Source organism: Paenibacillus antarcticus (genome assembly GCF_001637225.1).
In the GTDB taxonomy this organism is placed as follows: Bacteria; Bacillota; Bacilli; order Paenibacillales; family Paenibacillaceae; genus Paenibacillus_AQ; species Paenibacillus_AQ antarcticus.
Genome location: NZ_LVJI01000053.1, coordinates 39303 through 62401, shown reverse-complemented (window position 1 = coordinate 62401; position 23099 = coordinate 39303). Strand labels below are relative to the sequence as shown.

General features: G+C 40.3%; 21 protein-coding genes. 2 read left to right on the top strand and 19 right to left on the bottom strand.

Going from position 1 to position 23099, the window contains the following annotated elements; genetic code table 11:
* Positions 1 to 67 precede the first annotated feature (67 nt).
* Complete coding sequence (locus tag PBAT_RS22755) at positions 68 to 1231, top strand: AI-2E family transporter (RefSeq protein WP_068652956.1); 1164 nt, start codon at positions 68 to 70, stop codon at positions 1229 to 1231.
* On the opposite strand, the gene PBAT_RS22750 is transcribed toward PBAT_RS22755, so the two are convergent.
* The 15 genes from PBAT_RS22750 to cymR form a co-directional block, all read right to left on the bottom strand.
* Positions 1174 to 2979, bottom strand: a complete 1806-nt coding sequence (locus PBAT_RS22750) for a peptidoglycan D,D-transpeptidase FtsI family protein (protein ID WP_068652955.1) — start codon at positions 2977 to 2979, stop codon at positions 1174 to 1176. The two genes, PBAT_RS22755 and PBAT_RS22750, sit on opposite strands and share 58 nt — an antisense overlap.
* A 121-nt stretch (positions 2980 to 3100) precedes the next feature.
* The gene (locus tag PBAT_RS22745; protein WP_068652954.1) at positions 3101 to 5266 is read right to left on the bottom strand and encodes a methyl-accepting chemotaxis protein; all 2166 of its coding nucleotides are present in this window, start codon (positions 5264 to 5266) and stop codon (positions 3101 to 3103) included.
* A gap of 196 nt (positions 5267 to 5462) precedes the next feature.
* On the bottom strand, positions 5463 to 6797 hold the full coding sequence (locus tag PBAT_RS22740) for a peptidase U32 family protein (protein WP_068652953.1): 1335 nt from the start codon (positions 6795 to 6797) through the stop codon (positions 5463 to 5465).
* Between the two features lie 28 nt (positions 6798 to 6825).
* A complete protein-coding gene (locus tag PBAT_RS22735) occupies positions 6826 to 7758 on the bottom strand; it encodes a peptidase U32 family protein (RefSeq protein ID WP_068652952.1) in 933 nt (310 codons plus the stop codon).
* Between the two features lie 13 nt (positions 7759 to 7771).
* The gene (mltG, locus tag PBAT_RS22730; protein ID WP_188016970.1) at positions 7772 to 8821 is read right to left on the bottom strand and encodes an endolytic transglycosylase MltG; all 1050 of its coding nucleotides are present in this window, start codon (positions 8819 to 8821) and stop codon (positions 7772 to 7774) included.
* Between the two features lie 103 nt (positions 8822 to 8924).
* Positions 8925 to 9236 carry a DUF1292 domain-containing protein gene (locus PBAT_RS22725; RefSeq protein ID WP_068652951.1) on the bottom strand — a complete coding sequence of 104 codons (312 nt, stop codon included), beginning with the start codon at positions 9234 to 9236 and terminating at the stop codon, positions 8925 to 8927.
* Entirely contained in the window at positions 9229 to 9543 is a 315-nt protein-coding gene (locus PBAT_RS22720; RefSeq protein ID WP_068652950.1) for a DUF1292 domain-containing protein, read from the bottom strand. The genes PBAT_RS22725 and PBAT_RS22720 overlap by 8 nt, the downstream gene beginning before the upstream one ends.
* Positions 9544 to 9554: 11 nt before the next feature.
* Entirely contained in the window at positions 9555 to 9971 is a 417-nt protein-coding gene (gene ruvX / locus PBAT_RS22715; protein WP_068652949.1) for a Holliday junction resolvase RuvX, read from the bottom strand.
* Between the two features lie 9 nt (positions 9972 to 9980).
* Positions 9981 to 10241 (bottom strand): IreB family regulatory phosphoprotein, encoded by a 261-nt coding sequence (locus PBAT_RS22710; protein WP_068587989.1) that lies wholly within the window; start codon positions 10239 to 10241, stop codon positions 9981 to 9983.
* Between the two features lie 144 nt (positions 10242 to 10385).
* Positions 10386 to 13019 (bottom strand): alanine--tRNA ligase, encoded by a 2634-nt coding sequence (alaS, locus tag PBAT_RS22705; RefSeq protein ID WP_068652948.1) that lies wholly within the window; start codon positions 13017 to 13019, stop codon positions 10386 to 10388.
* 379 nt (positions 13020 to 13398) lie between these two features.
* Complete coding sequence (locus PBAT_RS22700; RefSeq protein WP_420848823.1) at positions 13399 to 14457, bottom strand: AI-2E family transporter; 1059 nt, start codon at positions 14455 to 14457, stop codon at positions 13399 to 13401.
* A gap of 217 nt (positions 14458 to 14674) precedes the next feature.
* Entirely contained in the window at positions 14675 to 14884 is a 210-nt protein-coding gene (locus PBAT_RS22695; protein ID WP_068652946.1) for a hypothetical protein, read from the bottom strand.
* A gap of 5 nt (positions 14885 to 14889) precedes the next feature.
* Positions 14890 to 15414: a PRC-barrel domain-containing protein gene (locus PBAT_RS22690; RefSeq protein ID WP_068652945.1), complete on the bottom strand. Its 525-nt coding sequence runs from the start codon at positions 15412 to 15414 to the stop codon at positions 14890 to 14892.
* Between the two features lie 133 nt (positions 15415 to 15547).
* Positions 15548 to 16705, bottom strand: a complete 1158-nt coding sequence (locus tag PBAT_RS22685) for a cysteine desulfurase family protein (RefSeq protein WP_068652944.1) — start codon at positions 16703 to 16705, stop codon at positions 15548 to 15550.
* A 23-nt stretch (positions 16706 to 16728) separates the two neighbouring features.
* Positions 16729 to 17148, bottom strand: a complete 420-nt coding sequence (gene cymR / locus PBAT_RS22680; RefSeq protein WP_068588001.1) for a cysteine metabolism transcriptional regulator CymR — start codon at positions 17146 to 17148, stop codon at positions 16729 to 16731.
* Positions 17149 to 17437: 289 nt separating this feature from the next.
* Here cymR and mnmA point away from each other — a divergent pair, with 289 nt between their 5' ends.
* The gene (gene mnmA / locus PBAT_RS22675) at positions 17438 to 18574 is read left to right on the top strand and encodes a tRNA 2-thiouridine(34) synthase MnmA (protein ID WP_068652943.1); all 1137 of its coding nucleotides are present in this window, start codon (positions 17438 to 17440) and stop codon (positions 18572 to 18574) included.
* Positions 18575 to 18672: 98 nt separating this feature from the next.
* Here mnmA and PBAT_RS22670 read toward each other — a convergent pair whose 3' ends face one another.
* The 4 genes from PBAT_RS22670 to PBAT_RS22660 all read right to left on the bottom strand — a co-directional run bounded on the left by PBAT_RS22670 (position 18673) and on the right by PBAT_RS22660 (position 22992).
* A complete protein-coding gene (locus PBAT_RS22670; RefSeq protein ID WP_068652942.1) occupies positions 18673 to 19980 on the bottom strand; it encodes a replication-associated recombination protein A in 1308 nt (435 codons plus the stop codon).
* A gap of 175 nt (positions 19981 to 20155) precedes the next feature.
* A complete protein-coding gene (locus PBAT_RS22665) occupies positions 20156 to 20428 on the bottom strand; it encodes a CD3324 family protein (protein ID WP_248912455.1) in 273 nt (90 codons plus the stop codon).
* Positions 20415 to 20579 carry a hypothetical protein gene (locus PBAT_RS25715; protein WP_169810164.1) on the bottom strand — a complete coding sequence of 55 codons (165 nt, stop codon included), beginning with the start codon at positions 20577 to 20579 and terminating at the stop codon, positions 20415 to 20417. The genes PBAT_RS22665 and PBAT_RS25715 overlap by 14 nt, the downstream gene beginning before the upstream one ends.
* Before the next feature lie 235 nt (positions 20580 to 20814).
* Positions 20815 to 22992, bottom strand: coding sequence for a HelD family protein (locus PBAT_RS22660; RefSeq protein ID WP_068652941.1), 2178 nt, complete (start codon positions 22990 to 22992; stop codon positions 20815 to 20817).
* Between the last annotated feature and the right edge of the window lie 107 nt (positions 22993 to 23099).

The following is a 23099-nucleotide window of genomic DNA, read 5'->3' as shown; positions in this document are numbered from 1 at the left end:
TTTTGATATCGTGTACAATGAAATATAGTATGACCTAGCCTATGGATGAAGGAGCTGTTTTTAGAGTATGCTACCACTTTATAAAAAGTATTGGCGAACGTTTTTTGATATTGGATTAATTGCGCTAACTGTATTTTTGACTATGTTTATTTTCAGTAAACTATATCAATTAGCAACGCCTGTTTTCTTATCCTTTATCATCTTCTTATTGATTGAACCCCTTGCTAAGTTTCTTCACAAAAGAGGATTAAATAAGGCCATCTCTTCTGCAATTTCTGTCTTAGTATTTGTTCTTATCATTCTAGGAGGCATTTTAGCAGGTGGAATCATTGTCATTTCTCAAATCTCACAAATACAAGATCAACTACCCTACTATACTAGAGTATTTCAATGGCAATTCACGCAGTCTTTGAATTTCTTACATACGAAAGCAGACTTACTTCCCCCTAACCTCACCGAAAAAATGAATGAATATTTCACACTCATAACAAATTCCGCTTCAGATATATTAATTAATTTCTTGAAATATTTATTTTCTGCTTTTACTTCATTCTCATCTTTCCTCGGTAACTTTGCTATCGCCATAATTTTAGCATTCTTCTTGAGCACAGAAATTGAAACATGGCGGCGCATAGCTAGCAACAAATCACCTAAGACGATTAAGAACGCCTATGCATTCCTCAAAAACAATGTATTCAAGTCCATCGGTTCCTACATAAAAGCGCAGTTGATTTTGGTTCTTATTTGTTTCCTAATTTTATATATCGGTCTCTTGATACTAGGTACAGGAAATGAGTTAACACTTGCTCTTATCGGTGCTCTATTGGATATCATTCCACTCGTGGGAGTATCTTTCATAATGATTCCATGGATTATATATCTAGTGATTGTGGGTAATATAGGTCTTGCCATCGGACTAGGTGTCTTGTTCGTTGTTATCCTACTCACACGTCAATTGCTAGAACCCAAGATTGCAGGTAATTCGATCGGTGTGACATCTGCTTTCTTAATGCTCTCATTTATGATCATTTCATTATCACTGTTTGGAGTTGCAGGGTTAATCCTTTCACCTATACTACTCATCTTAATCAAAGAGCTGCTCATGCAAGGATATATTAAACGTTGGATTAGATTACCACGTGAAGAATTTGAGGTATCTCCCTTTGATATGGATCAACGACCTGAATCAGAGGTTGAACCTATCGTAGAAGATAACAAACCCATAATCTGACCAAACAATGCTGTTGCTTTGTTCTTTGAATCTGGAGATTCATGTTGAAACAACACCGCAACAGCATATCTCGGTTGATTAACGGGCCCATAACCTATAAACCATTGGTTATTCATGGCGATTCCCTTCACTATGGTTTGAGCTGTTCCCGATTTACCAGCTAACGGCCAATTAGAATTGGACAAGGATTGACCCGTTCCTTCTGTAACTACTTTTCTCATCCATGAGCTTATGACTTTAGCTGTCTCAGGTTGTATATTACTCACTGTCCGTGGATAAGTATGTGGAGTCAGTCTCTTCATAACTTGTCCATTATGATATGAGATACGTTCTAATATTCGAGGAGCTTGAACTTGTCCTTTATGGAGAAGGGTAACTACTAAATTAGCCGCTTGTAATGGGGTCACCGTGACATTCCGTTGTCCTATGCCAGTCTGAGCTCTAACACCACCATCATATGGATATGTGGCCGGATCAAACACAACGCCCGAATCCTCATGATCTAACGGTTTCATTAAAGAAAACCCCAGCATATCGTGATTCTCCCACCCTACTCTTCTTCCTAACCCTAATGCTTCAGCTGTTGTCTGAATTTGTCCTGATGTAAGTCTCTCAGCTAATGTGGCGAATACAACATTACAGGATTGGGCGTATGCTTGTTCAAGCGTTAACGTTCCATGGCCTTCCTCTTTCCAACAGGATAATCCATATTTCCCATAATGCCCAGTACAATGAAATTTTTCGCGGATTGATGTCACACCCGCATCTAAAGCTGCAGCAGCAATAACTGTTTTGAAGATGGAGCCTGGTGTCACGGCCTGTAGTGCTTTGTTATTCCATTGACCTTGCTCTGGATGAATTTCCTGGGGATTATAGAAAGGTGCAGATACCATCGCTACGATATCTGCATTGTCAGTATCAAGTACAACAACAGATCCTTGTTTCATGCCTGATTGTTTTGTTAGCTTTTCTATTTGCTGTTGAATAGACCTATCAATTGTAGTTATGAATCGTAATGGGTAATAGGGATTGTCAGGTGCCTTGACTCTTATCCCCGTGCCTGAAATAGGTTTGTTCTTTCCATCCACAGTATAATAAGCAATCGTTGGTCCTATCCCCTTTAGAAGCGGTTCTAAGGTCCTTTCTAGACCTCCGCCTCCCTGTTTCAAATGAACTCCACCATTTGTATGATTAAATTTCTCAGTCCCCTGTGTCAAATAGCCTAGCCATTGATTTCCCGAGAAATTGTCATTGTATCTTTTATTGTAAGGTAATACTTTTATTCCGCTCACGTCCAATTTCGTAATGAGCTTAGCCTGAGATTCATTTATATATAAAGGATCTCCTCCTTTACGACTACGCCAGACCAAAGGCTCCCGCAGATTACCCCATAATTTATAAAATGAGTCTGAGCTTAGGCCTAAAATATTTGAAATCTTGTCTATCTTTGAATCCATCATGCCACTCTGAGACACCCTTCTATCCATTGGGAATAATACAACAACTGGAATCGTCTCATCGGTTAATGGCGTATCATAACGATCATAGAATCTTCCTCGTCCTGAATCAAGCATGATTGCCCGTTCCCTTTGTAGCATCGACATCTCTTGGAGCGTATGCCTACTTTCTGGCACTAAGCTTACTCTCATCATAAATTGGATGTACGCTAATCGAATGAATAGGATAAACATGATTCCCGTCAATAACATTAAACAATAGAATATACGTTTTTTTTGCTTCAGTGTCATATTTAATTCCTCTTCTAACTTTTTACCTAGTATGTCCTCTTTAGTACATATACAGCCAAAAGAAGAAGGATTCTCACAGCCAGTTACATGGCTTTTCGAGAATCCTTCATTAAATCATTAATTACACGGTGAATCGAGATAATGCTGCTTTCAATTCGGTAGATACATTCTCCAGTTTTCCAGATAATTGTACCAACTGATTACCAATGCTTTGCTGTTCATTACTGAGGGAAGCAACTTCTTCCGAAGTGGCCGAAGACTCTTCAGCCACAGCACTAACGTTTGACATCGCTTCTGACAAGATTGATTGTGACTGATTCAACCCTTCAATTGACAATGTTACTGAATCTAAGCGCTGAATATATTCACCCATTTGTCCTTGAACTGAGACGAAAATATCGTTTGTTTCCTTCACAGCTGTCATTTGATGCTGGAAGAGTGGGTAAGCTTCTGAAAGTGCCGTTACCGTCTCATTCATTTCACTCATGATTCGCTCAGTGATTTGGCCTACCATCTCAATGGACTGTCTAGATTGATCCGCCAATTGTCGAATTTCATCTGCTATCACCATAAATCCTTTTCCAGCAGCACCTGCACGAGCAGCCTCAATAGTTGCATTCAATGATAAGATATTGGTCTGCTTCGTAATATTCTGTAACACTTCAAGTACTTTACCAACGGACAGCGTTGTCTCTTTCAGACCATCTACTTTCGTCATTAAGGAACGCGTCATATCCTCCGTCTGATGGGTTTTATCTAGTAAATCACTCAATTTATGTGTGCCTAACTCACTGGAATTCTCAACATCTCGAGCGGCTTTCCCCATCTCAACATTACTACTTATGACCACTTGCATTTGTTGCGAAATGTGATCTGTGAGTTCATTACCTCTCTCTGCTTCTGTCGCAAGACTACTTGCTCCATTAGCAATTTCTTCTGTTGCAACAGCGATTTCGCGAGCAGATAAAGCCGTTTTATTCGAAGCATCTGATAATTCACTAGCCGTATCAAGCACTTCTTGTGCTGTAGTGTTGGTCTGGTTCACTAATAATGTAATTTGTTCCATCATCATGTTAAAGCTACCTGAAAGTTGTCCAATCTCATCTCTGGAGCGATGATTAGATCGAACTCTAAGATTCCCCTTCGAACCTTCAATCAAGAGATTTCTTAAATTGATAAGTGGGCGAGCAATCATACGAACCATCAATATGCCTATCAAAATCGCAATAACTGCCACGGCGATTGCAGACCATATCGTAAAGTTGAGAATACCTTTAGCACTCTTCACCAATTCTGAGGTAGGGATCGTCGCTACAAGTTTCCAACCTGCTGTTTCAAGTGTGCTATACACAGCTAGAACATCTTTACCATTCTCATCTTTAGTACTTAGATCACCTGATTGTTCTGTCTCACTGAATTTCAATGTTAATTTTGTCTTCTCGCCAGAATTCTTATTCGCGTTAGAAGCAACAATCTGACCTTCATCGTTATGAAGCTCTAACTTGCTACCACTACCCAAGTCAATACCCTGTAGCTGATCTCTAAGTATTTCTGGTTTCAATTCGATGATAATAACAAATGGCTTGCTCGACCCTGACATAGCTTTGAGAGATCGCACCACTTTAAAAGACTCGCCATTTTCTCCAGACTCTATTGGAAACCATGTAGATTTACTCTTATCCTTTAATAGTTCAAACCAAGGTTCTGAACGAACTGCATCTATATTCGTTGATATCGATCCTCTTGTAATTGGCTTCGCATTTGGATCAGGAGGAACGATCGTTATCCCTTTAATATTGTCGTTTGCATTGATATATGCATTCAATTTGTCGTTAACTTTCTTATTTGTCATAAACAGTTCGTAATCTGATCGTCCAGTTTGGATTAATTCCGACATACTAGTCTGCATATCCGTATCAAAGAATAATTGAAGCACGATGTCATCATATTGTCCCAGAATAATGTCTAGTTTCTCGGACGTTTGAATGATCGTCTGTCGATTGGCATTGGCTGCCGTGTCCTCAATCGTACTCTTCGCCTTTTTGTATGACATAACTCCAACTAGCAACACAAATGCCACAATGGCTATGAAAAAGATTAAAAATAACTTAACTCCTACAGAATGCGCAGGATTAAATTTTGTCCAGATTAAACCTTCTTTAATCTCTTTTGGGGAATTTGATTCTATTTTTTTTCTATCTTTCCCTTTAAAAAAGACTCCAAACTTTTGAGACTCCGTTTTCGCTTGCTGATCTTGGCTTTTTTTGCTATTACGATCTGTTCCCATAAATATTCACCTGCCAGTATGTAGTACATGACGTACCCTGAAAGCGATCACGTTATGTTAAATGTTAATATTCGACAATATATCTTGAAAATCCTTTATAATAGCAAAAAAATTTACGTTATGTTTACAAAAAAAAGTAGAGTCTTTCCTCCATTTGGAGAAAGAGCCTCTACTATTGATTTATTAGGTATGTTACTTACTTATTTTTCTTACAACGCATCATATCAAAATATTGTACGGGTTGATCCACCTTAATAACAACTCGTTGCATCGCATGGCGAGCGGCATCTAATACGTTACCCTTCTCATCCCAGATCGTTTCTACACGTTGTTTGAAAAAGGTTCCTCCTGGTCCAAAGAACTCTATCTCTTGTCCAGGTTTGAAGTGATTACGCTGCTGAATGAGTGCCTTGCCGTCTTCTGCATTATATTCTAATACTAATCCTGCAAAATCGAACGGAGTGGCTTTCTCCTCAGGCTCATAGATATGATCTTCATGATCAGGAGTATCATAGAAAAACCCAGTATTTACAGGTCGATTTGCCGCTTTATTAATCTCCTCAACCCATTCAGGCTTCAGCACATAATTTTCTGGATCTGCCATATAGGAATCGATCGCTTGACGATACGCATTAACGACTGTAGCTACATAATGCAATGATTTCATACGCCCTTCAATCTTGAAGCTGTCAATTCCGACTTCAATAAGTTCAGGAATACTTTCCAACATACATAAATCTTTGGAACCCATAGTAAATGCATTATCTTCAGGCTGAAACAATGGATTTGAAACGCTAACCTTCTCGGATGATTTTACTTCTTCATAATCTTTAATATCTTCTTCGGAGACCCATACATCATTCGAAGGCGCCTCTTCAAATAGATCATAACTCCACCGACAGGATTGGCAGCAACCTCCGCGATTAGAATCTCGATCTGTGAAATGATTAGATAATACACAACGACCGGAATACGAGGAACACATCGCACCATGAACAAATGCTTCGATCTCAATATCCACATTTTTCTTAATTTCAGCTATTTCTTGAAAACTTACTTCACGCCCTAATACTACGCGTGGCAAACCCTCTTCTTTCCAAAATTTAACTGATTGCCAATTCATCGTGGATTGCTGCGTACTTAAATGTACTTCTATCTCAGGAACAGCCCGCTGTGCGATTTCAATAATTGCTGGGTCTGCTGTAATAATAGCTGCAATACCGACTTCGTGAAGATTTCGCAAATAGGTTTCTATACCCTCTAAATCTTCATTATGAGCATAAATGTTTGTCGCTACAAATACTTTAGCTCCATACTTCCGAGCAAATTCTACACCTTCACGCATCTCTTCAAAACTGAAATTATCCGCGTTAGAGCGAAGACCATACACCTGTCCACCAATATAGACTGCATCAGCACCGTAATGTATCGCGAATTTCAATTTCTCTAAGTTACCTGCTGGAGCCAGAAGTTCGGGTTTATCTAGACGATATCGCTTACCCGTATACTTAGGTTGAGACATGACTTCCATTTTTCGTTCCACCTCACAATATCTATAATCAATACACCTGTTCTTTATAAAAGAATCCAAAAGTTAATTCTCGATCCGGATCTTGAATCTTCCGAATGTTATCCATAAACTGCTCCTGATAGCTATAGTTCGCTGGATCAGTCATATAAGTATCAATTACCTGTCTGTATGTTCTTACAACGGTCTCATTATAAGACAAGGGCTTTAACAACCCTTCCACCTTAAGACTATTCACACCTGCTTCTAAAAGAAAATGTAAATCTTCCAATATACAAATATCGTCTGAGCTCATGATATGAGTACCATTAATATCTTCGTATATGGGATACTTCTCACCTGGTCGCTCAGCCTCAAGTAGGAATAACCCTCTCTCTTTGCCAAGACTACCTCCATCTAAAGGTCTACCTTGGTGTAACATGTAACTTCCGACTAGACTTCGCTTAGAATGATAGATATTCGTCATACCATGAACTTGAACCTGCGACTCTACTTCAAGGTGACCTTTCATTCCTGTAATCTCATCCATATTTAGTTCTCTGGCAAACACGACACGTTTAGCACCTCGGCGTCCCCAATAGTTCGCTGTTGCATAATTTGTAGTCGTCATCTCTGCATTCCAATGCAACTTCATCTGTGGAGCATGTGTTTTGACAGCTATTAAGACAGATGGATCATTAAATTCGACGCCATCCACGCCTGCATCTCCCAATGCCAACACATAATCAGGAAGAGAGTCTAATAGATCATTGGACATCAAATTCTGGAGACTAACATACACTTTAACTTGACGAGCGTGTGCTTTCGCAACCGCTTCTTGAATATCCTCGATCGAGAAACTTCCTGCTAACCTCATCCCGAATCGATCATTTCCAACCAGTAGGGCATCTGCCCCAGCATTTATCAAAGGTTCGATCTCATTTAAAGATCCCGCCGTTACCAGAAGCTCTGGTTTGTTAACCATGGTTGCACCTCTTTTATTTTGACATACTCTTACTTTTTTCAATATTGACCAAATGTTCTTTATACGTCTTAGCAAATAAATGCGTTTGAGTTCCATCTTTCTTCGTCACATAGAAGAAATACTCAGAAGTTTGTGGCTCTAGTGCTGCCTTAATTGAAGCCAGGCTTGGGTTACTTATAGGACCCGGTGGGAGCCCTTTTTTCAAATAAGTATTATAAGGACTATCAACTTCTAAATCTTTATAGAAGAGACGTTCCTTGGGTTTATCAAGCGAATATTGCACTGTTGCATCAATTTCAAGTTTTTGTCCTTTGTTCAATCGATTATAAATAATACCTGCGACTAGTGGTCGCTCCGTATCCACCACAACTTCACGTTCCACTAAAGATGAAATGGTCAACAATTCATGTAGTGTAAGCCCACGTTGCTTCATCTTTTCTTCCCAATTCTCAATACTATTCAACTTTTGCTCTAGTTGAGAAGTCATCGTCTTAATAATCTCGGCTTCTGTAATTCCCTTTTTCAATTCGTAGGTTTCCGGAAAGAGATAACCCTCCAGCGCATGCTTAATTTCAGCATTCTTTGGTATGACTGCAGCTAAGGTCTCATTAGCTTGAGAAGATTGGTTAGCTAATTTCAGAAAGGTTGGACCATCTACAAATCCTTCTTTAGCAAGCTTGTCTGCGATTTGCACAACCGTATATCCTTCAGGAATCGTGAAGCGGATCATTTCCTCTTTTACGACATCACCATTATTTAGCATTGCTATTAATTCATCGTTTGACTTTCCAGGTGTAGTTGCATAAATTCCAGCTTGAAACCGACTTCCTTGATCTTTCCATTTCAAATATCCAATGAATATCAGTTCGTTCTTGATCAATGCTTTCTCATGTAACAGCGAGGCAATTTGAGTCGTACCCATGCCTTGCTCAATTGTAAACTGTACAACCTCATCGGATTTATTAACGGGTTGCAAGCCACTCCATATATACCAAACCACGCCGCCTACAGCCAATACTAAGAATAATAGTATAATACCAAGTATTTTCATTCCCTTTTTCATGGAGATTCCCGTCCCTTCACAGCCAAAAAGGGCGGAATAATCCACCCTTCCAGCATTTCCTATTGGAATGAGTTGTACAATATGATACTAGTAGCGTAACGTACTAAATATCGTTGTCTTGTGGGAATGTTAATTCATCATATAATTCAGCGATGTTCTCCCATTCCTCATCATCGTCAATCGTAACAAGCTCTAAATTCCCTTCAGCAGAAGTGATAATTTTGAGGATGTCATATTCGTCACTATCATCATCTACTCTTAGTAGAACAGCATAACTTTGATCCCCAACTACAAACTCAGCTGTTAGATCATATACAGATGTTGTGCCATCTTCATCTTCCAATTCCACTGTGGGACCGAAAGCTTCTTTTAGACGATTACTCCATTCAACCTGACTACTTGAAATCTCAGTCATCTAATTCTCCTCCATCGAGTTCAGCTACAAGCGTATTGAAGGTCTCTTCAACGATTGCCCATTCCTCATCACTTTCGATCATATAAAGCTTGATATCGTCCCCAACTTCATCTTCTTCATAACGGAACGCATATACTTCATCAGTATCTTCATCCTCTGAATCCATAGGTACTACCATCATATATCTCGCATCAGAATCATCTACTTCGAACTTCATAATCACTTCAAACTCTTCTTCATTACCTTCATCATCGGGAATATATATAATTTCCGGTTCTTCTTCTCTACCCATATTGTCATTAGCCATTTATATCACCCTCACCTTATACTCTTAGAATCTAAATAGTTTTGCAAAATCAAACTGGCTGCCATCTTGTCTATGACCTGTTTACGTTTCTTTCGGCTGACGTTGCCCTCAATTAGTGTTCGTTCTGCAGATACTGTTGTTAACCTCTCATCCCATAAATGAACGGGTAAGTCTAGAATTTCCTTGAGCTTATCTGCGAATTCGATGCAAATATCTCCTCGGAACCCTACTGTACCATCCATATTCTTGGGTAAGCCAACCACGATCTCAGCAATGTCATACTCACGGACTAGAGCCGTAATTCGTTCGAACTCAATCCCTTCGCGACGACGTTCAATAACTTCAAGCCCTTGACCAGTCCAGCCAAACATATCGCTAACTGCCACTCCAATTCTGCGATCCCCATAATCCAACCCCATGATTCTCATCAAGTTCTCCTAACGGTGATTGGCTAAATAAAATCTTACCAACTCTTCAATCAATTCATCTCGCTCTTTCTTTCTCACGAGACTTCTAGCATTTTTATGGCGCGGTATATAAGCAGGATCTCCGGATAAAAGATAGCCGACAATCTGGTTGATCGGATGATATTCCTTCTCTGCCAAAGCATCGTATACCGTCAGAAGAATCTCCTTTGAAGATACCTCTAACTCATCGCCATTAACATTAAATTTGACTGTCTTATCCATGGAATCCATTCACGACACCTCGCTTCTTTAAAACATATTAAGCATGTTTTAGCGAATACAATCTGAAATATTTATTACCTGTCACTATCATAACATATTCATTGTGCTGTAAGGAAATCCCCATGTGAAAAATTACCGAAATTTCTCCTTACTTTATACCTTTAGACTTTGAGCCACTAGCTCATTTGCTAATTTCAAAGCTTCATCTAGCTTACTTCCATCTTTACCTCCAGCTTGAGCCATATCAGGACGACCGCCACCGCCACCACCACATACAGTAGCAATCTCTTTTACAAGCTTACCGGCATGAAGACCTGACTTCACTAAAGCTTGCGGTACAGCTACGACAAAGTTCACTTTATCTTCCATCGTTGCACCTAGAACTAAGACTGCATTCGGAAGTTTCTCTTTAAGCTCGTCTGCAAGAGAACGGAGACCATCCATACTTCCAGCATTCACTCGAACCGCTAGTAACTCCACACCATTTACAACTTTCACTTGGTCACTGAGTTTACCTGCTTCAATAATACTTAACTTACTTTGCAGTGACTCATTCTCGCGACTTACATCTTTAAGCTGTACATGTAATGCATCAATACGTTTTGGAACATCATGTAGATTGGATTTAAGCATCTCTGCAGATTGTTTCAGAACATCTAGTTGTCCATCCATATACAGGTAGGCTAAACGTCCAGTCACAGCCTCAATACGTCTTACGCCTGATCCAATACCACTCTCACTAACTAATTTGAAAATACCAATCTGTGAAGTGTTACTCACATGACATCCACCACATAACTCTAAGCTGTACTCTCCGACTTGCACAACTCTTACAATATCTCCATACTTTTCACCAAATAATGCCATAGCGCCTGAAGATTTTGCTTCATCAATTGATTTAAGTTCAATATTGACATCCAAACCATTCCAAATTTGTTCATTTACACGGCGCTCAATATCCGTAAGCTCTTCTTGCGTAATACTTCCGAAATGTGAGAAGTCAAAACGTAATCGTTGCGTATCTACTAAAGACCCTGCTTGGTTAACATGATCTCCTAACACTTCTTTAAGCGCTTTATGAAGTAAATGCGTTGCCGTATGGTTCTTCACAATATCAGAACGTTTCTCACGACTAACTTCTGCTTTGAGTGTTTCGCCGACCTTTAGTTCTCCCTCTTCTACAATCACTCTGTGTACAGGTTGACCTAATGGTGCTTTAAATAACCCTTCAACCTTAGCCGTAACTTTGCCTCCTCGCAACAGTCCCTGATCACTGACCTGTCCTCCACTTTCCGCATAGAACGGCGTAATGTCGAGTATAACCTGGCACGTTTCTCCAGCTGATACACTATCTACTAAGGCATCATTTACAATGATCGCCATAACTTTCGACTCGGTTACGCAGTCATTATATCCAACAAATTCACTTTTAATCGTTAAATCAGAAAGAATCCCGCCTTGAACTTGCATACTGCCGCTATCTTGTCTTGCTGCACGTGCCCGCGTACGCTGTTCTTGCATTGCGTTATCAAAGCCTTCTCTATCCACCGTAAGTCCATGTTCTGTTGCGTAATCTTCCGTTAAGTCGAATGGGAAGCCATACGTATCATAGAGCTTGAATGCATCACTCCCACTAATGGTAGCCTGCCCTTGTTGCTTAGCTTGATTACTCATTTCCTCTAGTATAGATAACCCATCGGACAATGTTTCATGGAAACGTTCTTCTTCTGTTTTAATCACTTTTTCAATAAATTCACGTTTCTCAACAACTTCAGGGTAATAAACGCCCATAACATTTCCAACAGTCTCCGTTAACGTGTATAGGAATGGACGATCTAGACCTAACACTTTTCCGTAACGGACTGCACGACGAAGCAAACGACGAATAACATATCCGCGACCTTCATTTGAAGGTAATACGCCATCAGCGATAGCAAATGCAACAGTACGAACATGGTCGGCAATCACTTTGAAAGCAACATCCTGCTCTACACTATCGTTGTACTTCACTTTCGTTAATGAAGCCGTCTGTTGAATAATAGGTTGAAACAAATCTGTATCGAAGTTAGAGTCTACGTCCTGTAGGATAGAAGCGAGACGTTCAAGACCTGCACCCGTATCAATATTTTTATTAGGCAATGGCGTATAACTACCATCTTTATTATGATTGAATTGTGTGAAGACCAGATTCCACACTTCTAAGTAACGTTCATTCTCGCCACCTGGGAACATCTCAGGATCTGACATATCACTTCCGTAAGCTTCTCCGCGGTCATAGAATATTTCAGTACAAGGACCACAGGGACCTTCACCAATATCCCAGAAATTATCTTCCAGCTTCACAATGTGATTCTCAGCGAGTCCAATCTTCTCATGCCAGAACTTATAAGCTTCCTCATCTTCAGGATATACCGTTACAGATAAGCGCTCTGGATCGAAGCCAATCCATTTCTTATCCGTAAGAAATTCCCACGCCCATGTAATAACTTCTTCCTTGAAATAGTCACCAATAGAGAAGTTACCTAGCATTTCAAAAAATGTATGGTGACGGCGTGTCTTACCTACATTCTCAATATCATTAGTCCGTATACATTTCTGCGAATTAGCAATCCGTGGATTATCCGGCTTCTCACGTCCATCGAAATAGGATTTCAGTGGTGCCATACCTGCATTAATCCATAATAGAGAAGGATCATTATGTGGAACTAGAGGAGCGCTGGGCTCAATTTTATGTCCCTTTTCCGCGAAAAACTCCAACCATTTGGAACGAATTTCACTTGCTTTCATATCAAACGCCTCCATTATATAAGTCTGGCATATTCATGCCTTTAAACACAAAAAACGCCCCTGAATATTCAGGGACGATTATCATCGCGGTACCACCCTGGTTATCGCCTTAGTCCAAGTCATCCACTTGTCCATTCTTGCGATCGCCTTTGTTACGGCTGCTAACGGGGTCCACCCGGTGAATTTAGGTCACACTCCGAAATTAGCTTTCTGACGGGCTACACTTTCAGACTCTCTCAGCCTTCATGACTATATGCCATAAAGGAGTCTGTTCTCTGGTTAAGGAACACCGTCGTACTTCATTTCATCCTCGATTTGTCATTTATTGCTCATTATCAGTACAAGTATATAGAGGTCCCTTGCTTCTGTCAATCCAGCATTACACTGTCTTTCGCTTGATATAATAAGCAAAGAGATGCTGAATAATAACTTTAATAACTGCTAATAAAGGAACAGCCAGAATCAGTCCTACAATCCCTGCAATTTCTCCCCCTACCAATAACGCAAATATGATCAGTACAGGATGTAAATGCAGCTTCCTTCCAACAACTTGAGGTGAAATGACATTACTCTCCATCACTTGGCAAACGGTATTGACCACAACCACTAGCAGTACCATTTTGATAGATACCGTAGATGCCATAACTACCGCCGGTGCGGCACCCAAGAACGGCCCCAAATAAGGAACCACATTAAATACAGCGACGACACTCGCTAATAATAGCGCGTAGGGCATACCGATAATCATATACCCGATATAAGCAAGTACCCCAATAATAAGGCAAACCATGAACTGACCACGGACATAACTTCCCAGAGCACTATCAATTTCCTTTAACACAACAACGATGGTTTTCCGCCCTGACCTTGGTAAGTAGGATACCACTGTCCGTTCAAACACATCGAAATCCTTTAAGATATAAAATATTAGAAAAGGGACAATAAAAATGTTAAGTACCACATTAATTGTGCTGCCAATATTATTCATGAAAGAAGATATACCTTGTGCGAACCGATCCTCCCATTGAAAGAACCAATCCATGACACCTGCCCTAACTCCCGAAGGAAGAAGATTAGAATCTAAATTAGTTACGAAACTTTGAGCATTCATGGTCATCTCTGGTAAATGTTCATTGAGTTCTTCCAACTGTTCAATAAACATGGGAATCATATTCATGAGAATGACAACAAGACATGATATAAATACCGCATAAATGAGAAGGACAGCTATAATACGTGGTACTTTTCGATTCTGAAGCATACTTACGACCGGATTAAGAACATATGAAATGATCATCGAAACCATGAATGGCGCAAGAATAACTTTAAGAAAATGATAGACATTCATAAATAATGGCCGTAACAACCATATGAAGTAGATAATAATAAGACTCAGGAGTACCCAAATCAAGGACCGAAACCATTTATTGTGTGACATCGATTCCAACCGTTCATCCTCCTTCTCGGACTAGCTTCTACAAGTAGTATATGTACAGAACTTGCAGAATAATCTAAAGAAGGACACTAAACTGAAATCCATATTAACAATGTTAAAACAGAAAAACCTCTAATTCATAGCCAACGTTTCAGGCCATGAATCAGAGGTATTTAAGGGTATGTACGAAATACATAATCACGAACATTTACCTCATACATTAAGAGGAGACATGTATGTGAGGAAAGTCCTGAGGAACTTCTTCACCAAAGAATAAATCATCAAGTGAGCTTAATGTTCCATCTTCCTCCACTTGGTATACGGACATTTTCTCTCCGTTAACCGTCAGTTCGATGAAACAACCCCAGCAATAGAACTGGTGAGATCCAATCTTTCCGATATCTTTCGAACTACAATTAGGACACTTCATTATTTTCACCTATCCGCTTCCAGAATAAATGGCTGCACTAAACGTTCCTCGCTCATTGGAGGTACTATAACAGCATCTTCTCCAACAACCATATCGGACGTACACGGTAGCCACTTTCGTCCTTCAATTATATCTGTGACAAAACCATCACTTATTTCCAGACCTACTATTGTATTGCCCACTTCTTGGTCAATGTAAACATCGGATATCCTGCCAAGTGTGAGACCATCTTCCGTTATGACAGGTAAATCCTTCAGTTTCTTCTTCCCAAGAGAATAGGTTAACTGTATGTTGTCGGCTTTCGTCTTACGAACAGCCTGTTGATTACGAATCATTACGGCATCTTCACCGTAAGCGACAATATCGCTCCAATCAATGGTGTTTACCATCTTGGAGAATAACGCTTTACGTTCAAGCTCAAAGCTTACAATTGTCCAATGAGCATCTAATATGAAATCGCACACTTTGCCGATTTCCTTACCTTCTTCTACATCATATACGGAAATTCCAATCATTTCTTGAAGCTTCAAGGCAAGAACCTCCTCACCATCATCAATTTGAAACCACACCAGCCCTATTTCGAGCATCATTTGCTATACAAGAACTGTCACATGATTTCAGGATGTAATGGAGTACCCTCATACCTCCTTATCCATCGGAGAATTATCTATGCTCTCTTTTACGTATACGCTGAAGAATGGTTCCAATTATTCGAGCAGTACATTCCATATCTTCAGTAGTATTACCCAAACCATAGCTAAAACGAATCGCCGAATTCAATATTTCCTCAGGGAGATTCATAGCTTTAAGAACATGCGATAATTCTAATGAACCCGAAGTACATGCCGAACCGCTAGATGCAGAAATCCCTTCCATATCCATACTCATAAGAAGCGTCTCTGAATCAATTTCAGGAAAACTAATATTGAGAATGTGAGGCAGAAATTCCGATGAATGGCCATTCACAATAAAGAAATCACGACCCACTTCCCGCTCTAATGCTTCAAGCAATGTACTTCTGAGAAGTACATAGTAATCAGATCGTTCTTTTAATTGGTCACACATAATCTCGATTGCCTTGGCAAATCCTGCAATACCAGCAATATTCTCCGTACCTGCACGACGTTTCTTCTCCTGAAGGCCTCCATGTAACCGAGCATTCAATTGTAAACCACGACGAACATAAAGAGCACCTACGCCTTGGGGGCCATTAACCTTATGTGCTGAGAAGCTCATAAGATCAACAGCCAACTCCTTACATGAAATCGGAACAGCTCCTAATGCCTGTACCGCATCTACATGAAACAGAATACCTCGACTACGTGCTAGTTCACCTATCTCTTTAATAGGCTGGACTGTACCTACTTCATTGTTACCATACATTATACTGATAAGTATGGTTTCATCCGTGATTGCTTCCTCTAAATCACTTAGGCTAATACGACCTGTTGTGTCTACAGGAAGATACGTAATCTTGAAACCCTCGCGTTCCAGTTGATCACATGTATGCAAGATTGCATGATGCTCAATGGAAGAAGTAATAATATGTTTACCTTTATGGCTTAATAATGAAGATACCCCAAACAAGGCTAAATTATCACTTTCTGTTCCTCCACCTGTAAAAACAAGTTCATCTGGATAACAAGCAAGCAATGTACAAACTTGATCCCGTGCTCCGTTCAATATACGCTTTGCACTTCGTCCAAAGGTATGTACACTTGATGCATTACCATATTGTTCAGTCATAATCTTCATCATGACACTAGCTACCTCTGGATGAATAGGTGTAGAAGCCGCATGGTCCAAATAAATTGAATTCATTATATAGCCACCGCCTATTGAAATTAAATATAGAACATGTAATTGTCAGCAGCACTTTTCTCTTCAAAAGAAATAAGATCTTGCAATGTTGTAGAATCTAGTGCACTAGCAATACCATCGCGAATTCTCAGCCATAAATCCCGCTTCGCTGGATCATCTTCTTCTGTAAAGTCCACTGGGGAAATAGGCCCTTCAAGAACGCGAATAACATCGCCTGCTGTAATCGTTGACGGGTCACGAAATAAAATATAACCCCCATAAGCCCCACGGACACTTTTTACCAATCCTGCATTACGAAGTGGTGCAATCAATTGTTCAAGATAATGCTCTGATAATTGATTCTTCTCAGCAATACTTTTCAGTGAAGTTGGTCCCTCACCAAACTTAGAAGATAGTTCCATCATAATCGTTAAGCCGTAACGTCCTTTTGTTGATATTTTCATTCCTAGCACCTCTTTCTATTCTTATAAAAATCTTGTATGATTGTTTGCTGTTGATTTCATCTGTATGGTTAGTGTAATCGGTACGTTGGGGTGTTAATTCACACTATTCCAACCTATTCCGATCATTACCCTTTGCTTATGGTAACATATTCAGTTCCTATATGGAAAACAAACCGTTACAAATAGAAGAAATGTTCGTCCCGAGTGGACATAACTCAGTATGTGATCTCATCTTGATTATGTTAAAATACAATATGGGCACAATTTTAATATAAAGATGGTGATTCTGATGTCAATAGATAATAGCAACACACGTGTCGTTGTCGGCATGTCTGGAGGTGTCGATTCCTCTGTCACCGCGCTGCTTCTGAAACAGCAAGGTTATGATGTAATCGGGATCTTTATGAAGAATTGGGACGACACCGATCAATTCGGTAATTGTACGGCTGAAGATGATGCGGAAGATGTACGCCGTGTCTGTGAACAGATTGATATTCCCTACTATACGGTCAATTTCGAGAAGGAATACTTTGATAAAGTATTCTCCTACTTCCTTGATGAATATAAGTCCGGTAGAACGCCCAATCCTGATGTCATGTGCAATCGAGAGATCAAATTCGGCGAATTCTTGAATAAAGCTCTCAATTTAGGCGCCGAGTACGTCGCTACAGGTCATTACGCCAGAGTAATTGAAGAGAATGGTGTTTATAAACTGTTACGTGGTATTGATAGTAATAAAGATCAGACCTACTTCCTAAACGCCTTAAATCAAGAACAATTCTCCAAAGCGATGTTCCCCATCGGACATCTTCCTAAACCGGAAGTACGACGCATTGCTGAAGAAGCTGGTCTATATACTGCCAAGAAGAAAGACAGCACAGGCGTCTGTTTCATCGGTGAACGTAACTTCAAAGAGTTCCTTAGCCAATACTTACCTGCTCAGTCTGGTAAAATGGTTGATATTGCAACCGGTGAAGTTAAAGGCGATCATGATGGATTGATGTATTATACCCTTGGTCAGCGTCAAGGTCTTGGCATTGGTGGATCAGGTAATGGCGAGCCTTGGTTTGTAGCTGATAAGAATCTAGAGCATAACATTCTATATGTCGTGCAAGGTGATAGTCATCCTAGTCTTTATTCTAATGGGCTTATAGCAACGGATGTGAACTGGATTGCAGGAGAAGGATCTTTGCCCAAAGGACCTTTTACTTGTACAGCCAAGTTCCGTTACCGTCAGCCGGATCAAGCTGTCACGCTGAACTGGCTTGCCGATGGATCGGTTAACGTCGTTTTTGATAAACAACAAAAAGCAATTACACCAGGACAAGCTGTCGTCTTCTTCCAAGGTGAAGAATGCCTCGGCGGTGGCACCATCGACAAAGTCGATAAGGTTCCTTACACAATACCTCCAATTCGAACAAAATAAACAAATGCCCTTCTCGTCATAGATGAGAGGGGCATTTTGTATTTATAAAAAAAGTCGTTGTAGATAGCCTGCTTTATCCCATCCATAAAAAACGAAATCTACAATTCACGCCTGCGCTCTTGATTCAGCCTGATTTTAGATTCATTCCCTTGTTCAGTCGCTTGGTAGAATACTCGACGTGAGATTTCTTTAGGCAAATAATCTTGCTTAACATAATGATTAGGGAAATCATGTGGATATTTATATCCTGTATGTCCAAGCTTCATAGCACCCTTATAGTGGGTATCTCTTAAGTGCAAAGGTACTTCCGCTGACTTGATATCGTCCATAGCCGTCATCGCTTTGGAAATTGCAAGATATACGGCATTGGACTTCGGACTTTCAACTGCAAATAGAATCGCCTGCGAGATATTCAACTTCCCCTCAGCCCAGCCATTATTTCGATAAGCATCAAGTGCACTCACAGCCTGTACTAGCGCCTGCGGATTAGCAAGACCGATATCTTCACTACTAGCTGCAATTAGACGTCGGATGAACACCATGGGATCCATGCCAAGCTTCTCCACCCCATACAGAAACCAGAATAGAGCAGCATCACTTGACCCCCGGATACTCTTATGAAACGCCGAAATGATATCATACTGCGTGGATTCATCCGCTTTTACGATAGGTCGACGGATCGATTCTTCTGCCACTTCAATCGTAACGTGAATCGTACCATCATTCTCTGGAGCAGTCGTCAACACTGCGAGCTCTAACGCATTAAGCGCTCTGCGAATATCGCCATTTGCCATCGTTGCGATATGCTCTAGTGCATCTTCATCCACATTGAGCTTCATATAACCAAGCCCTTTTTCTGAATCTAGAAGTGCGCGTTTCATGGCAATTAAGGAATGTTCCTTCGTGAGCGCGTTTAATTGAAATAATGTTGATCGACTCATTAAGGCACCATTGACGTAATGGAATGGATTCTCAGTTGTCGCCCCAATAAATACAATGGTACCTTTCTCAACAGCTGGTAACAATGCATCTTGCCGAGAACTGTTAAAGCGGTGTACCTCATCTAAGAAAAGAATCGTCTTAGTGCCATATAAAGACTTACTGGTGTGCGCCTGATCAATCACTTCTCGCACATCTTTCACAGAGGCCTCTACTGCATTTAATCGTACAAAAGTAGCCTTCGTATGATGTGAAATAATATGCGCTAGCGTTGTCTTACCCGATCCGGGAGGGCCATATAAAAGAATTGATGAGACTTGATCTGCCTCAATTGCGCGTCGTAATAACTTTCCTTGTCCAATAATATGTTCTTGTCCAATATATTCATCCAGATTTACAGGACGCATCCGATCTGCAAGCAGCCTCGAACCGTGGTCCGATTCCTGCTGAAAAGAGAATAAATCCATTATATATTCACGTCCTAACTATCCATCAAAATTAGATATGTCTTCGTCTATCATATCACAATCGTAATCAAGACAAGTAAAAACGGCTACCGCCCCTAAAGGAAAGCACCCGTTTCTACGAGAAGTATGAAGTTAGAATATACCGTGAAACTTATCATTTCTTGAACACGCTATGCTAACTCTGTACTGAAGATTTGCTAAGCGCCATCCGCATTTTAACAATGACTTTACGAATGCTGTCTTCGGACAAATGATACGCTTGCTGCAAATATTCAACAGAATGACCTTCTGAATATAAACCATAAATTTCTTCATTCCTGCGGGTGATCAGCTTCCGTGTTCCGCTAAGTTCTCCCCAACCTACACGCTGTTTGTTCTTCTTCGGGATGTATATCAGCTCACCATGGATATACTGTTGAAGCTCTTTCAACAAATTAGGTGGAAGCACATCCTTGCCATTTTTGTAATTTGCGATAACCAACGTCCTCCTTAAACCATTGTCCAACTACAGCTACGTTTAAGACTTTTTTATTTAATACCATTGATTTCGCCTCCTTTTCTTTTTGAATTTTTTCCCAACTGGATTTATTATACCTCATTTAATACCCTCATAGTTATAAAAAAAAGAAGGGAGATCGCTTGTCGCGATCCCCCTCTTCAAAAGGCTTCCGCTTACGCGGAAACCACCTCGTATGCTTTGATCAATTCAATCAGCCTCCTTCCATGGCATATTAGTCGGTTCCGACATCCTTATTAACTCATATTATCACGGATGGTAACAAGTGAAAGAATAGTTATAACTATTGTTTACCTGTATTCCTCATCATTATCATTTCATTCAACTGTAGGCCAACCTTGAACAGCTATATCCTCTTCCGAGTTCACCAAATAATCTGGAACCCCTTCACCATGCATAATCCATAACTCATGCAATGCGCGGGTACATCCTACATACATCAATTTTGCATCCCATGGTTTGGGACCGTAATGATCTAGATCAGCATCTGCTACAATAACAGCATCGAACTCTAATCCTTTAGAAAGATACACTGGAAGTATGGATAGTCCACCTTGGTAGGCTTGTTTGCTTCCATCGATTAGATGTAAATCTGCTGTTACTTTTACTAATTGATGATGCAGTTCTCTAGCTTCGCTTAGGGTTCGCGTCAGAATGGCTACCGTCCGATATTCTTTAGAGGATAATCGATTTAAAGCCGTTTGTAGATCGTCTATTCTCGCTCCTTCATCCTTACCATAAGGAATTAAACGAACAGTATCTCCACTACGAAATACGGGAACAGCCATTAGATCACTTTGAACACCCTTTTCCAAAATTCCATTCGCAAATTCGATAATCTCCATCGTAGAGCGATAACTTCGGGTTAATGCAAAGTATGCGGTATGTTCTGGTTGGAATAACGAACTCATCTCTTCCCATTGATGAACGCCCCGGTAAGCATGAATACCTTGTGAAAGATCACCTAGAATCGTGAAAGAATGTCCACGAACAAAGAAATCCAATACGGCTACCTGGAATGGTGAGAAATCCTGTGCCTCATCAATGACAATATGGTCAAACCGTTGTTCACTAGTTACATCATTCAATAAATAATGAATATACAGAAGTGGCGAAAGATCTTCTTCACGGATAATGCCCTTCTTAAGATCGGATTGTGTTGATTTCAACACGCTAGCCGGAATTCCTTGTAAGCAATCATCCGACCATCCGGTTGGTGCTTTTATAGCACGAAACATTTGTTTATATAATGTCAAAGGCTCATACTTAGGCCACTTGGTAGCATAACTTTTTTCACGTTGTGTTGCCTTTTTCTTACGATCTTTGAACACGGCTTCAGATGGGGATTTTTTGAGTTCCATTTCCACCCAGCGATGAATTCTCGCCATGACTCGTTCTTTTCTTTTGGCAAGAGGATACGGTTTGTATTCTTCATTATACCAATATAGGATCTTGTCCCCCGATAACACCTTGCCATCCCATGGACTGAAATTGCCTTCTGGAACAGAAGACATTTCCAAAGACTCAATTATACTTGAGATCATCTTCATGAGTGTCAAAGATCCTTTAAATCGGCCTGGAACCTCATCATTTATCTCTCGAGTTCCACCCGTGTGTTCGAACCAATAATCAAGTGTCTCTGCCGCATCTGCAAGAGGCATATTCAGTTCAAGCACTTCCAACGCCCAATCCGCAAACGTGCTCTGTTGAATATCTCCCACACCTAGTTCAGGAAGTACATCAGAAATATAATCTAAGAACATATGGTTCGGTGCAAAAATAATCATTTTTTCTGCTGTAACCTGCTCTTTATACTGATACAACAAATAAGCCAGACGATGTAGTGCAACGGTCGTTTTCCCGCTCCCTGCTACGCCTTGTATGATAAGTGCTGTATTCTTGGCGGCACGAATAATTTGATCCTGCTCAGCTTGAATCGTAGATACGATGTCACGTAGCTTATTATCCTTGTTCTCCCCAAGACGATAGACTAGAAATTCATCTGATACTGCCGGTTGCTCATTCTCTTTGTTATAGGTATCCGAGACTCTTTCTAAGATTTGCTTGCGAATAACGACGTTTCGTTTCAGGAATACGAGCCCCTCGATCAACCCTTCAGGCGCTTCATAGGATGTTGCCTCATCACCTCCGGTAAAAGAGTAAAAAAGACTTGCAACGGGTGCACGCCAATCAATCACAAGCGGCTGATCTGTTACGACTTCCCGATCCACACCTAACTTACCAATATAAAGTGGTTTTCTGTCTTTATCCTTTGTACCTTGGAAATCCAAGCGTCCAAAATAGGGCTCCTGTACGCTTTTGGCTAGTGTTATACGTTTCTCTTTGCGTGCCTCTTCGAGGACCTGCTCGGTGAAATCATGCCCAGTATAGACATCAACACTTTGTAACCATTGCAGTTGACGATCAATTTCTGTGATCGCATCATTCAGCCTTTTCTCTTCCTCTTGATAGGCACTTTGAAAGTTGTCCTCCATTTTCAGTTACCTCCTAAAAGTTTTTGTGATGCGTTACTTCCTGTTGTTTCTCCAACAAAAACTTGCTTCGTAAGCATTAACTTAGTTTTTTGGTGCTTAAGCATCTT